Origin of the sequence: Paenibacillus sp. FSL R7-277 (genome assembly GCF_000517965.1) — a bacterium.
Taxonomy (GTDB): Bacteria; Bacillota; Bacilli; order Paenibacillales; family Paenibacillaceae; genus Paenibacillus_AQ; species Paenibacillus_AQ silagei.
This window is the reverse complement of sequence record NZ_ASPX01000034.1, coordinates 234801-247242: the sequence shown is the minus strand read 5'-3', so window position 1 is coordinate 247242 and position 12442 is coordinate 234801. Positions and strand designations below refer to the sequence as shown.

Here is a 12442-nt window from a genome sequence, read left to right as displayed (position 1 = left end):
GAAAAGGGGAACCAAAGAATGAAGAAAATATTCAAACGATATGTACCGCTGCTGGCGGTTCTGGTGATGACAGTTATGCTGGCGGCTTGTTCATCAAGCACAAGCAATACGAAGGAAGCGGCGGCAACGGCTGCACCTGCATCGGCCAGTCCTGCACCGGCGGAGACTGCACAGGCAGCCAAGACGATATATCCTCTTACCATCGAGAATCACACGAATAACGGGGAAGGCACCGAATGGACGACTAAATCGCAGACCTTTGATAAGGCTCCCGAGAAGGTAGTAGCGAATACCCAAGGTGCGGCGGAGCTGCTGATTAAGCTGGGGCTTACCGACAAAATGGTTGGGGTTGCGGCTCTCTACGGTGCAGGCGATCCGGCGGTTCAAGAGGAATTCAAGAAGATTCCTGTCATCTCCCAGGACTATGCCAGTAAAGAACTCGTTGTGGGCGCAAGCCCGGATCTGGTGATGGGGCGCGGCGGCCTGTTCGCAGATGCGGATTGGGGAGTCGGGACGGTAGGCGGACTCAATGAGCTGGGCATCAAGACCTTCGTGCAGAGCACCAGTCTGCAAGGGGCAACACTTGACAGCCTGTACAAGGATATTGAACAGCTCGGCCAGATCTTTGATGTGCAGGAGAAGGCTACTGCATATATTGCAGAGCTGAAGGAGCGTGCAGCGAAGCTGAAGGAAGGGGCAGCAGCAGGAGGGAAGACCTTTGCTTACGTCTCTGACGGGGGCAACGGCGCGATCGCCGTCTATAGCGGGAATGTGGATACTTTTGCGGGAGATGTGCTGGGACTGCTTGGACTGACCAACAGCTACGCGGATGTGACCGGTGAGATCAGCAAGGAGCAATTAATCGCGACCAACCCGGATGTCCTGCTGATCTCGGTATACACAGGCGGTATTGATGCTGACCAGTCGATAAAAGCGTTCTATGCCGATCCGTCACTGCAGAGTCTGAAGGCAATCCAGAACAAAGCGATCTATAAAATTGACTTCAACCAGTTCTGGGGCTATAGCTATTCCATCTTTGACGGGGCGGAGAAGCTTGCGTCTGAGCTGGCTGCCGGGAAGTAAGACGAAGCTGCCTAAGCGGGAGTTACTCCGTCCATAAGAGCTAATAAATGCCTGGAAAAAAGCAGCCTGAGCTGTCACGGTAAAGTGACGGTTCAGGCTGTTTGTTGGTTTATGCTTGTGCACTCTCATAAATATTCATGACCACCTGCTGAATCGGCAGCTCCTTGACCGAAATATCCGAGAAGCCGTGCTTGCGGGAGATATTCTCGATGAACTCGCTGATCGAGATGCGGGCGGTGTCCACCTCCAGCGTAACCTGGAAGTCTGACGGCCGCTCTACCACCTTGGTGTAATCGTTGTCGAAGGGGGTGTTCTGCACAGACTCTACAAAGGTAAAGCTGACCTGCTTCTTCTCTCCCAGAAAGACTTTAAGCCGCTGCAGCGAATCATCGAACACCTTCTCGCCATGGTTAATGACGATGACCCGGTGCGCCAGCTCCTCCACATCCTCCAGATCATGGGTAGTCAGGATACAGGTCATATTCAGCTTCTTGTTCATCTGGCGGATGAATTCGCGGATCTTGACCTTGGCGATCACATCCAGCCCGATCGTCGGCTCATCCAGGAACAGGATGTCCGGCTGGTGCAGCATGGCCATGACGAATTCGCATTTCATGCGTTCGCCCAGCGACAGCACCCGGGTAGGCTTCTCAATGACCTGGGAGATTTCCAGCAGCGCCGCGAGCTCCTCCAGCCGATGATTGAAATCCGGGGTGGAGATTCCGTAGATGGCCTTGTTCATATTGAAGCTGTCGATGGGCGGAATATCCCAAATGAGCTGGGATTTCTGGCCGAAGACAGCTCCGATTTTGCCGACATACCGCTTCCGGTCACGGGCCGGGGAATAGCCGAGGACCGAAATCTCCCCGCTTGTCGGGTAGAGTGCGCCGCAGAGCATTTTGATCGTCGTCGATTTGCCGGCCCCGTTAGGCCCCAGCATGCCGCAGATTTCGCCCTGCTCAATGGCAAAGCTGATATCGTTCACAGCCTGGACCGAGACTTCTTCACGCTTGAAGAAGCTCCTGAAAGTCTGTCCCATACCTGCGCCCCGCTTATAAGTGGTGTATGTCTTCGTTAAATGCTTCACATCTATAACCGGCATCAGCCGCCAACCCCCTCATATAATCTGATCATGTGCCGGTAGACCCAAATGCCTGCCCAGAGAAAGACAAAGCAGGGCAGTATCGCTGCAAAATCACTGGCTCCTACCCGGCCAAGCAGCGCCGAGGCCGGGAGGAAGCCGACCATGCCCACAGGAATGATCATCGTCGCTGCCGCCTGCACCGCCTTCGGGAAGATCGGCAGCGGATACTTGCCGACACTCAGTACACTGTCGGCCAGCTCGGAAATCCGCGAATTACCGACCCATTTGAAAGACATCGCCGCCATCATCAGTGATAATCCGGCCAGGACTGCCGTTCCGGCGAAGAACATGCCTGCGAATTGCAGCCAGGCTAAGGCCGGAATCGCGCCTACATGCCAGGCGGAGAACACGAATAACGCCGCTCCGCCCAGGAACAGCCCGGCACTTTCGGTGGAGAAGGTCGTAGCCACAAGGTAGAACAGCGGATTCAGCGGCTTAAGCAGCACTACCTCGAAGCTGCCCTCCCGGACATGCGACATGGTGGTCCACATGACCCCTCCGAAGACAAGGCTGGAGAGGCCGCTGGACATCGTGAATACGGACTGGATCAACAAGACCTCGTATAAGCTCCAGCCGGGGAAGCTGGTGCCTGCCCGGTAGATCAGCAGGGTCACCAGCGGAAACAGTATATTACCGATGAGGGTAATCAGACTGCTGACGATGAAGTTCATTCTATAAGCCGAAGCCGTCTGCACGGCGGAGTACATGCACTGCTTGTATACCTCTACATACCTTTTCATGTCAAGAATGTTCCTTTCTTCGGTGCATTCATTCACGCGCCGACCGCGGTAAACTGCTTCATGGCCCGGCGGCGGACCAGCTCATTGCACCCGAACATTACCATTACAGCCGCTCCCTGCATGCCGACAGCCTCCGGGATGGATAACTCCAGGCCGCCGAGTGAATAATGGCCGGTGAACACCATGGCAGGCATATAAGCAATGTATTGAAATGGCAGGAACAACTGGGTCACCTGTAGCCAGTGCGGGAAGAAATCCAGCGGAATCAGCGCACCTGAGAAAATCCCCGACACCAGCATGAACGCGCTCCGTATGCCCCCTGACTGCACCAGCCAGAAGGAGGTGAGGCCAATCGTATAGTTGACATAGAAATTCATCAGAAAAGCGAGCAGCACGGACACTATGGTCCACGGCAGGCTTGCCGGCCGCATATCGATGCCGAAGATAAAGATAAAAATCAGCAGGCACGGCAGAAATTCAAACACGAAGCCGAGGAAGCGGTGTCCGAGCTTCTGGAACAGCGCGAACGAACGGTGATCGACCGGACGCAGATGGAAGGTCAGAAACTTGCCGGTGCGGACAAGCATCGACAGATTCCAGTCGGCGAAATCCATGATCAGGTAGCCAATCAGCGCCGTTGCCCCGAAGTAGCGGATCATTTGCTGGAGATCAAGCCCGCCCAGTGTAGCCTGCCCTCCATAGACTGCGGTCCAGATGAAATATTGCACCATGAAATAGACAGGACCGACAATTACGGACACCAGGGAGTGGGTGCGGTAGGCACTCCACTCCTTATAGGTTACCGCCGCCACGGAGCGGCAGATCCTCCAGTTATGCTTAAGGCGGTTCATCAGATCACGCCTGACCAGATGATATTGGTGACATTGAACAGCGCCTCCGCGTACCAGTTATCGTCCTTGAACGGCACGAACCATACCGCAGCAAGCTGCTCGGCAGGGTCCATCACCATACAGCAGGCTCCGGCTCCTTCATGGAAATAACTGCCCTCGGAGTAAAAGAAGGCGGGACCCTTCCGCATATCCAGTCCAATGCCGTAGCTCCGGTCTTTGACATCATTGCCCCAACAGTAGTCGGGAACCCCGTAGAGTGTACGGGTGGTGAGCTTCTCGACGGCTTTACGGCCGAGAATGCGGGTCTCGCCCAGTCGGCCCATGCCCAGCAGCATGTTGGCGAAGCGGATCAGGTCAGCCGGTGTGGAGGACAGCCCTCCGCCGGTGCTGGATACCGTCTCCCACAGCTTTTCTGCCGCAGAGACCTCGGGCTGGATGCCTTGGGCCAGCTCATTCAACTGCTTCTCCCGCATTTCGTTGCGGATAATGAAGCGCCCCGCCAGCTCCGGCGTCGGCTCCCACATCGTATCCCTCATGCCGAGCGGCTTCAGGATGTTCTCCTCTATGTACTGCTCGGCGGTAACGCCAGTCACCTTCTTGATAATCTCGCCAAGAATACAGAAGCCGAAGGAGCAGTATTGCCATTCCTCGCCTACCTTCTTATTCACGCCGCAGCTCAGCGCGGCGGTGATCCAGTCCGGCTCCCCGTCCTCCGGCCTGTAGCTGTCGAAGTATTCGCCGATAAGCTGCCAATAGCTTTTGTGATAGGGAATCATGCTGCCCGCGCAGTCGGGAAACAGGCCGGAGGTATGGGTAAGCAGGCTGTAGATATCGATTTTGGCAAAGAGCTCCACGTTAAACGGTTTCAGAAAAGTGCCGACGGGAAGGTCCAGCCGGAGCACGCCATCCTCCACAAGCTTGGCTATGGCCACGGAGGTAATGGCTTTGGTGATTGAAGCAATTCTATGAACGGTAGTCGGCAACAACGGCTCCGTCCGCTCTTCGCGGTAGGAGAGGGGGCCGATGGCGCCGTGCATGAACGTCTTGCCGTATCTGGATATACAATATGAGGCGGCTTGAATCTTTTTGTCATCGATCAGTTGCTGGAAGTGGGTATGCAATACCCCGATTCTTGTTGCGTCATAATTCACCTCTGCCGGTGAGCAGTCGGTAATGCCTGGAGTGTACAGCATAAAGGTATATGCCTCCTCGAAGGTTGTGGCGCTGAGCGAACCAGCTATGCCCAGGGAAATACGCCCAGGCTTCAGTATATCTTCCATATAGTTTTAGTTACAATGGGAAGTTTGGTTTATAACCAATTTCTCCGTCTCAAAAAGAGGGGTGAACAGGACAAATAGAGAAATAAAAGCATGATAAATATTTCACAGAACGGAAGGACAATGAATCACATCATGACAACAAAGCCGTTAACCAAAAGTATTACGTTCATGCAAGCCCTGGCCCTGGTGGTCGGGATGATTATCGGATCGGGGATTTTTTTGAAGCCCGGAATTGTATTGAATAATGCGGGTAGCCCATGGATGAGTATTCTGGCCTGGGGTGTTGGAGGGATCATTACGCTGGCTTCGGCGCTTAGTGTGGCGGAGATCGCTGCGGCCATTCCAAAGTCGGGAGGCCTATATACTTATTTAAGTGAATTGTACGGAGGGGTATTCGGCTATCTGCTTGGCTGGGTGCAGGCGGTGATCTCCTATCCGGCTTCTGTGGCGGCGCTGGCTATTGCCTTCGCGACCTATTCGGGTTACTTCCTGCCGCTGAATGCATGGCAGCAGAAGCTGCTTGCCGTGGGCATTCTGGCCTTTATTCTGCTGATGAATGTTATAGCGACGAAGTTCGGCGGGATCATTCAGACGGTGGCTACGGTTGGGAAGCTGATTCCGGTGGTGGGCATTGTGGGCGTCGGACTGTTCTCGGATCTGGCTCCAGGCTTCGGCGGCATCGGTACAGCGGCTGCGGGTGCAGGCTTCGGGGCTGCAGTGCTCGGCACACTCTGGGCTTATGACGGCTGGATCAGCGTAACCAATATGGCGGGAGAGATCAAAGACCCGGCCAGGACGCTGCCGAAGGTCATTTCGATCGGTGTTATTTTTGTCATTGCCGTATATGTGTTGTTCAATATTGCGGTGTTCCAGGCGCTGCCCTATGACCAGATTGTGTCGTCCCCGACTCCGGGTGCCGATGCAGCAGAGGCGCTGTTCGGTAGCGGCGGCGGAGCCTTTATTACGGCAGGCATTATTGTCTCTGTGCTGGGTGCGCTGAACGGTTATCTCATGACCGCAGCACGGGTGCCGCATGTGATGGGGGAGCGGGGACAGCTTCCGTTCTCACGGGTGCTGAGCAGCATTCATCCGAAGTTCCAGACACCGGCGAATGCGCTTGTTTTTCAGAGTATACTGGCCGTGATCTATATCTTCTCCGGGACCTTCAATACGCTGACGGATCTGCTGGTGTTCGTGCTCTGGATCTTCTTCACCATGGGCGTGTTCGGCGTGTTCCTCCTGCGCAGGAAGTTGCCGCCCGTACAAGGCCGCTATCGCGTGCCGCTCTATCCGTTCACCCCGATCCTTGGCGTAGCAGGGGGGCTCTATATTCTGGCCAGCACGATCATCAGTGATCCGCTGCGCTCGCTTATTGGGATTGGCATCACGCTTGCCGGACTCCCCGTGTATGTGGTGATGATGATGCGGAAGAATCGCGTGTAGACAGCTGTTCATAGCCGGGGGTGAGAAACTTTTAATAAAACAGTTGACAGCGCCCGTTCAAAAAAGTATACTATGAAAGTACTTTTGAGCGGACGCAGTCAGCTTAGAGATCATCGTCTAGAAGAATCATACATAGACACCATACGGACTCTTAGCTCAGTTGGTAGAGCAGTAGACTCTTAATCTATTTGTCCAGGGTTCGAGCCCCTGAGAGTCCATCCCTTAAAAAACGGCAGAAATGCCGTTTTTTTGCTGTGCAGGAAATTATAATTCCTCCTGTTGTGGACAAGGTCAGTCTACATTTGTGGAAAAGAGCTCTTTGAATGATTCGTAGAGTGACTTGGTTGCTTAATGGGACTGAAGGGTCGCCGGGAGAGCAGGAGTGTATCTAATTTCATCGGTAAAAGGCTGAATGTATGCGAAAAACCGAGTACAAACGGCTGGTACAGCGGTATATAGGCCAAATGTATGCGGGAAACAGCATACATTGTGCTGGCATGCAGGCGCGTGGGTCAAATGAGGAGCACTAATGCATCTCATTAGGCCCAATCGCAGGTTAAATCAGCAAATCAGGTACACTACTAGTGCTAGTCCGTGGATAGCAAGCCCATCCGAACGCCGTTACATATGCTCCGCAAGCTGCACCTCGAACCCGTCTGGGTCCAGAATATAGAAGAAGCGCAGGCTGGGATTCGGCGCGATGGGGCCGCGGGCTACCGGGATTCCTTCCTTAGCAAGTTCGGCCATAGCCTTGTCGAGCGATGCGACCTCGAAGCCTACAGACACTCCGCACTCCGGCTTCACCGGCGGGTCATTACCCTCTATCAGCTCAAGCTTCGGCTGCCCCTCTATCCCCAGCATGACGATCTGCTTCCCTCTGCTCTCAAATCTGCGCTCCACAGGAAGCCCTAGAATCCGGTGATAGAAATCAAGGGAAGCCTCCAGATTGCGTACCCTGAGTGTAATCCAATTCATCGTGAGCTCCATCATGATCCATCCTTTGCTGTACATTTCAATTGCTGCTAAGATAAGCTATCCGCATATTTTAACATATTTGATCAGGAGGTTATAACAATGAACATAACAACTATAGAAGCTGGCGGCACGATCATCGCTGTAGTGAGCGGCAACGAAGCCGTGGTAAGTGATGTCCAGAGTGCGCTGGATCTTATGGCAACGGTACGCTATGAGACCGACTGTGACCGGATTGTGATCCATAAGGCGCTGCTGAGCGAGGAGTTCTTCGACCTCAAGACTCGGCTGGCCGGTGAGATTCTGCAGAAGTTCATAAACTATCAGGTGAAGGCAGCCGTGGTGGGTGATTTCAGCAGCTATACCAGCCGCAGCCTGCGTGATTTCATCTATGAATGCAACAACGGGAAGGATGTATTTTTCGTAGCGGATGAGCAGCAGGCAGTTGAGCGGTTGAGCCGGGTCTAGATTCTCGCAGCTTAAGAGCTGAGGGCTGCATCCGTTAGCCTGGTCCTCTATGCAGCTCATAGTGGAACCGGAAACCCCGGATATGATAAGCTCATGGAATCAGGGCAGCCCTGAACTAAGGAGGGGAAAGATATGAGCAGCTTAATAGCAGGTGAGGTCTATTCCGGGTTTCAAGTGATACGCAAGGAGTACATACGGGAAATCGAATCCTCCGTATACACGCTGGAGCATCAGCAGAGCGGCGCACGGCTGCTCTATGTACAGAATCAGGATGACAATAAGGTGTTCAGTGTTACGTTCCGGACTCCGCCTGCGGACAGCACGGGAGTGTTTCACATTCTGGAGCATTCGGTCCTCTGCGGCTCCGGCAAATTCCCGGTAAAGGAACCGTTCGTGGAGCTGCTGAAGGGCTCGATGAAGACGTTCCTGAACGCTTTTACCTTTGGCGACAAAACGATGTATCCGGTAGCCAGCCAGAATGACCAGGATTTCGCCAATCTGATGGAGGTCTATCTGGACAGCGTCTTTCAGCCGAACATTTACAGTCAGCCGGAGATTTTCGAGCAGGAGGGCTGGCACTATGAGTTGCCCAATTCCGGGGATGAGCTGATCTATAAGGGTGTCGTCTACAATGAGATGAAGGGCTCGTATTCCTCGCCGGTGACGGTGCTGATTGACCGGATCAAAAAATCGCTCTACCCGGGTACGATCTACCGTCACTCCTCCGGCGGCGATCCGCAGCATATCCCTGCATTGACCTATGAACAGTTTCTGGAGGCGCACCGGAATTATTATCACCCCTCGAACAGTTATTTCTATCTCTATGGTGACCTGAATATCGAAGCACGGCTGCAGTTTATCCATGAAGAATATCTCAGCCGCTATACCCGCAAGGCTATGGATACTTCGATTGCACTACAGGCACCGACCGGCATGACCCAGCTTACGGCGGAGTATCCCATTCTGGAGACGGAAACGGCTGCCGACAAGACATACCTGAGCTTGAATTATGTAATTGGGACCTCTCTGGACCGGGAGCTGAATCTGGCCTTTGCCATTCTGAAAAGCATGCTGATGGACAGCAATGCGGCCCCGCTGAAGCAAGCGCTGCTGGAGAGCGGCCTGGGCAAGGATGTGGTTGCTTTTTATTCAGATAGTATGGTTCAACCTATGCTGGGTATTGCCTTGACACATTCTAATCCTGAAGCCATGGAGGAGTTCGTGAATCTGGTCAGAGCAACTCTGAGCCGCCTTGCTGCGGACGGTCTGGATGAGAAGCTGGTGCTCGCTGCGGTGAACAGCAAGGAATTTGAACTGCGTGAAGCCGATTTCAGCCAATATCCGAAGGGTCTCACCTACAACATGGAAGTGATGAAGGCCTGGCTGTATGACGGCTTGCCGTCCACGTATCTGGAATATGAAGCGGCGCTTGCGGCGATCCGTGAACAAAGTGCCAACCGTTATTTCGAGCGCCTGATTGAGACCTACCTGCTGAACAGTAACCACTGTAGTGTCGTTGTCCTCCAGCCCTCTCAGACTCTTGCAGGGGAAAAGGATGCGGCAGTCCGCAGCCGTCTGGCGTCATATAAAGCGTCTTTGGCCCCGGCACAGCTGGATGAGCTGGTGCTTAGCACGCAGAAGCTGCTGGCCCGGCAGAATACTCCTGACCCCGCAGAGGAGCTGGAGAAGCTGCCGAAGCTGACCCTCCAGGATGTTAACCCTATTGCCCCGGCCGGGGTACCCACAGTGGAGGTTGCGCTGGACGGGATTAAGGTGCTGCATCATGAAGTGGCTGCCGGTGCAATTGCCTATATCAAGCTGTACTGGGACACCAGCGTGCTTGCAGCACAGCAGATTCCTTATCTGGAGCTGCTGGCGAGAGTGCTCGGACAGCTGGAGACGGAAGCCTACAGTATTGAGGAGCTGACCAGTGAGATCGGGATTACTACGGGCGGCATTCGTTTCCAGAATGAGGTGTTCGGAGCCGGGAAGTCTGCGGAAGGAAGCTATCAGGCCAAATTCAGCGCGCGGATCAAGGTCATGCAGGGCAACATCGGCGGTTCCCTGAAGCTGCTGCATGAGCTGCTCTACGGCAGCAATCTGGATAACCTGTCCAAGCTGCAGGAGATTGTCCGCCGGGAAGCCTCCGGGATGGAAGCGATGCTGACCCAGAAAGGCAATGAGATTGCAGCCAGCCGGGTGCTGTCCTACTTCTCGGACCGGGGGATGTACGAGGAGCAGCTTGGCGGCGTGGCGTATTACCGCTTCATCAAGGAGCTTGCCCGCAGCATTGACCAGCAGGCTGAGGGGCTTGCAGATACCTTGAAGGAAATCTGCGGGTTGTTGTTCAATACGCAGAATCTGACGCTCTCCCTCACCGGTACGGCGGATTCGTATGCGGAATTCGCCGCACATGTGCAGGAGCTGGACCTGAGCAGACGGGTGGTAGAGTCCCAGCCGCTCTTATCTGCACAGGGGCAGGCGGTCAACGAAGGCTTCATGTCCGCGAGCCAGGTGCAGTATGTAGTCAAAGGTTATGACTATAAGAAGCTGGGCTTCGCCTATTCCGGCAAGCTGCAGGTGCTTAAGAAGATCCTCAGCCTGACCTACCTGTGGAATACGGTCCGGGTCAAGGGCGGAGCATATGGCGGCAATCTGCTCCTGCGCCGCGACGGGGTAATCCTGTTCACTTCCTACCGCGATCCGAACCTGCTGGAGACGCTGGAGGTCTATGACCGGGCCTCTCAGTTTGCCGGAGAATATTCGGCTGATGAAGCGGAGATGGAGAGGGCGATTATCGGGACCCTTGCCATGCTGGACCAGCCGCTGAGTCCCGGCGCTACAGGCCGTCAGGCGGACCGGCATTATTTCGAGCAGATTACGGCGGAAGACCTTCAGCAGGAGCGTAATGAAATCCTGTCGGCCACCGCCGGGGATATCAGGAGCTATGCCAGTCTGCTTGAGGCGGTAACGCAGCAGAATTACTTCTGTGTGGTCGGAGGCGAATCCAAGCTGAAATCGGCTTCAGGTGCCTTTGGCAGCCTGGAGGAACTGGTGAAATAAGCGGGAGCGGCTACGATTAACCAGCTAACACACAATAGGGTGCCTCAAGAGCTGTTGACACAGCCGGGGCGCCCTGTTTGCTGCCGGTTAAAGTTTTCTTTGAATATTTGACTATTTAGTTTTAGAATATAAAGATTACTGACTTTTAGGAGGAACACAAGTGGAACTTGGAATAAGCACCTTTGTCGAGACAACGCCTGATGTGAATACCGGAGTGACTCTAAGCCATGCGGAGCGGCTGCGCGAAGTGGTGGAGGAGATCGTGCTTGCGGATCAGGTCGGACTGGATGTATACGGCGTGGGTGAGCATCACCGGCCTGATTTTGCAGCTTCATCGCCTGCTGTGCTGATGGCGGCGGCTGTACCGCTGACGACCCGAATCCGCCTGACCAGTGCGGTCATGATTCTGTCCTCAGCCGATCCGGTACGGGTATTTCAGGATTTCGCAACACTGGACGGAATATCGGGCGGCCGTGCCGAGATTATGGTGGGCCGGGGCTCGTTCGTCGAGTCGTTTCCTCTATTCGGCTATGATCTGAAGAACTACGAAGAGCTGTTTGACGAGAAGCTGGATCTGCTGCTCAAGCTGCGGGAGCCCGGCAAGGTGAGCTGGAGCGGCAAGCACCGTCCGGCCATAACGAATCTGGAGATCTATCCGCGTCCGGAGCAGAATCCGCTGCCGGTATGGATTGCGAGTGCGGGAACTCCGGAGTCTGCGGTCCGTGCGGGTACCCTGGGTCTGCCCTTTGCCCTGGCGATTATCGGCAATGTGAATCCTTCCGATTATGCCATGCATGTACGGCTCTATAAGGAGGCAGCAGCCAAGGCGGGTCATGATGTGTCCAAGCTTCCAATTGCTTCACACTCTCATGGTTATGTTGCGGAGACGGACGAGCTTGCGGTAGAGGCCTTCTTCCCGTCTACACATGCGCGGACGAATATCCGGGCGGTGGAGAAAGGGCTGCCTTCGTATCACCGTGCGGATTACGATGCTGCCCGCAGCTTTGACGGTGCTCTATATGTGGGCGACCCGGACACAGTTGCCCGCAAAATCCTCCACCTCTACGGGCACGTAGGGATCACCCGCTTCCTGCTGCATGTCCCGCACGGCTCTATGCCGCATGCCCAGGTGATGCAGGCCATCCGCCTCTTCGGGACAGAGGTAGCGCCTAGGGTGCGGGAGGGAATTAAGCGGTTGAAGCAAGCATAGCTCCTGCTAGAGCAAGAGCGCTACTGCTATGAAATCCTGCCTGAAATACAACATTCTCCCCACTAAACAGGTCTTGATCGAAGATTGTTGCAGGAAAGGCAGCATTTCCCCTCTTTTGTGCGGATTAGCTCGAGAAATCCTGTATATCATGCAACATCTCTCCCGCATACCCAGGTATACAGGACTGG

At 54.5% G+C, this 12442-nt stretch carries 10 protein-coding genes and 1 tRNA gene; 6 read left to right on the top strand and 5 right to left on the bottom strand.

Annotated elements, in window-relative coordinates:
• Window positions 1-18 precede the first annotated feature (18 nt).
• On the top strand, window positions 19-1083 hold the full coding sequence (locus tag C173_RS13245) for an ABC transporter substrate-binding protein (RefSeq protein ID WP_036725443.1): 1065 nt from the start codon (window positions 19-21) through the stop codon (window positions 1081-1083).
• 109 nt (window positions 1084-1192) lie between these two features.
• Here the strand turns inward: C173_RS13245 and C173_RS13240 are convergent, their stop codons facing one another.
• From C173_RS13240 to C173_RS13225, 4 genes are read right to left on the bottom strand one after another with little or no spacing between them, the layout of a single operon-like run.
• Entirely contained in the window at window positions 1193-2185 is a 993-nt protein-coding gene (locus tag C173_RS13240) for an ABC transporter ATP-binding protein (RefSeq protein WP_036725441.1), read from the bottom strand.
• On the bottom strand, window positions 2185-2967 hold the full coding sequence (locus tag C173_RS13235) for an ABC transporter permease (protein ID WP_036725439.1): 783 nt from the start codon (window positions 2965-2967) through the stop codon (window positions 2185-2187). The genes C173_RS13240 and C173_RS13235 overlap by 1 nt, the downstream gene beginning before the upstream one ends.
• 32 nt (window positions 2968-2999) lie before the next feature.
• Window positions 3000-3818 carry an ABC transporter permease gene (locus C173_RS13230; protein WP_051478027.1) on the bottom strand — a complete coding sequence of 273 codons (819 nt, stop codon included), beginning with the start codon at window positions 3816-3818 and terminating at the stop codon, window positions 3000-3002.
• Window positions 3818-5011 (bottom strand): serine hydrolase domain-containing protein, encoded by a 1194-nt coding sequence (locus tag C173_RS13225; protein ID WP_036725436.1) that lies wholly within the window; start codon window positions 5009-5011, stop codon window positions 3818-3820. Before C173_RS13225 ends, C173_RS13230 begins: the two co-directional genes overlap by 1 nt.
• Before the next feature lie 219 nt (window positions 5012-5230).
• Between C173_RS13225 and C173_RS13220 the strand changes: the two genes are divergently transcribed.
• Window positions 5231-6541 (top strand): APC family permease, encoded by a 1311-nt coding sequence (locus tag C173_RS13220; protein WP_036725536.1) that lies wholly within the window; start codon window positions 5231-5233, stop codon window positions 6539-6541.
• 145 nt (window positions 6542-6686) lie between these two features.
• Window positions 6687-6759 (top strand) — tRNA-Lys (locus C173_RS13215).
• A gap of 403 nt (window positions 6760-7162) precedes the next feature.
• Here the strand turns inward: C173_RS13215 and C173_RS13210 are convergent.
• Entirely contained in the window at window positions 7163-7552 is a 390-nt protein-coding gene (locus C173_RS13210) for a VOC family protein (protein ID WP_235191882.1), read from the bottom strand.
• Window positions 7553-7615: 63 nt separating this feature from the next.
• On the opposite strand from C173_RS13210, the gene C173_RS13205 reads away from it, so the two are divergent.
• From C173_RS13205 to C173_RS13195, 3 genes are all read left to right on the top strand, one after another.
• Window positions 7616-7981 (top strand): DUF4180 domain-containing protein, encoded by a 366-nt coding sequence (locus tag C173_RS13205; protein WP_036725435.1) that lies wholly within the window; start codon window positions 7616-7618, stop codon window positions 7979-7981.
• 132 nt (window positions 7982-8113) lie between these two features.
• The gene (locus C173_RS13200; protein ID WP_036725434.1) at window positions 8114-11044 is read left to right on the top strand and encodes an insulinase family protein; all 2931 of its coding nucleotides are present in this window, start codon (window positions 8114-8116) and stop codon (window positions 11042-11044) included.
• Between the two features lie 160 nt (window positions 11045-11204).
• The gene (locus C173_RS13195; protein WP_036725432.1) at window positions 11205-12254 is read left to right on the top strand and encodes an Atu2307/SP_0267 family LLM class monooxygenase; all 1050 of its coding nucleotides are present in this window, start codon (window positions 11205-11207) and stop codon (window positions 12252-12254) included.
• The last annotated feature ends 188 nt before the right edge of the window (window positions 12255-12442 follow it).

What these genes read in the sequence shown, in the direction of transcription:
- C173_RS13225 (WP_036725436.1), bottom strand. Translation starts at nt 5,011, where the DNA reads ATGCTGTACACTCCAGGCATTACCGACTGCTCACCGGCAGAGGTGAAT.
- C173_RS13200 (WP_036725434.1), top strand. Translation starts at nt 8,114, where the DNA reads ATGAGCAGCTTAATAGCAGGTGAGGTCTATTCCGGGTTTCAAGTGATA.
- C173_RS13240 (WP_036725441.1), bottom strand. Translation starts at nt 2,185, where the DNA reads ATGCCGGTTATAGATGTGAAGCATTTAACGAAGACATACACCACTTAT.
- C173_RS13220 (WP_036725536.1), top strand. Translation starts at nt 5,231, where the DNA reads ATGACAACAAAGCCGTTAACCAAAAGTATTACGTTCATGCAAGCCCTG.
- C173_RS13245 (WP_036725443.1), top strand. Translation starts at nt 19, where the DNA reads ATGAAGAAAATATTCAAACGATATGTACCGCTGCTGGCGGTTCTGGTG.
- C173_RS13210 (WP_235191882.1), bottom strand. Translation starts at nt 7,552, where the DNA reads ATGTACAGCAAAGGATGGATCATGATGGAGCTCACGATGAATTGGATT.
- C173_RS13205 (WP_036725435.1), top strand. Translation starts at nt 7,616, where the DNA reads ATGAACATAACAACTATAGAAGCTGGCGGCACGATCATCGCTGTAGTG.
- C173_RS13230 (WP_051478027.1), bottom strand. Translation starts at nt 3,818, where the DNA reads ATGAACCGCCTTAAGCATAACTGGAGGATCTGCCGCTCCGTGGCGGCG.
- C173_RS13235 (WP_036725439.1), bottom strand. Translation starts at nt 2,967, where the DNA reads ATGAAAAGGTATGTAGAGGTATACAAGCAGTGCATGTACTCCGCCGTG.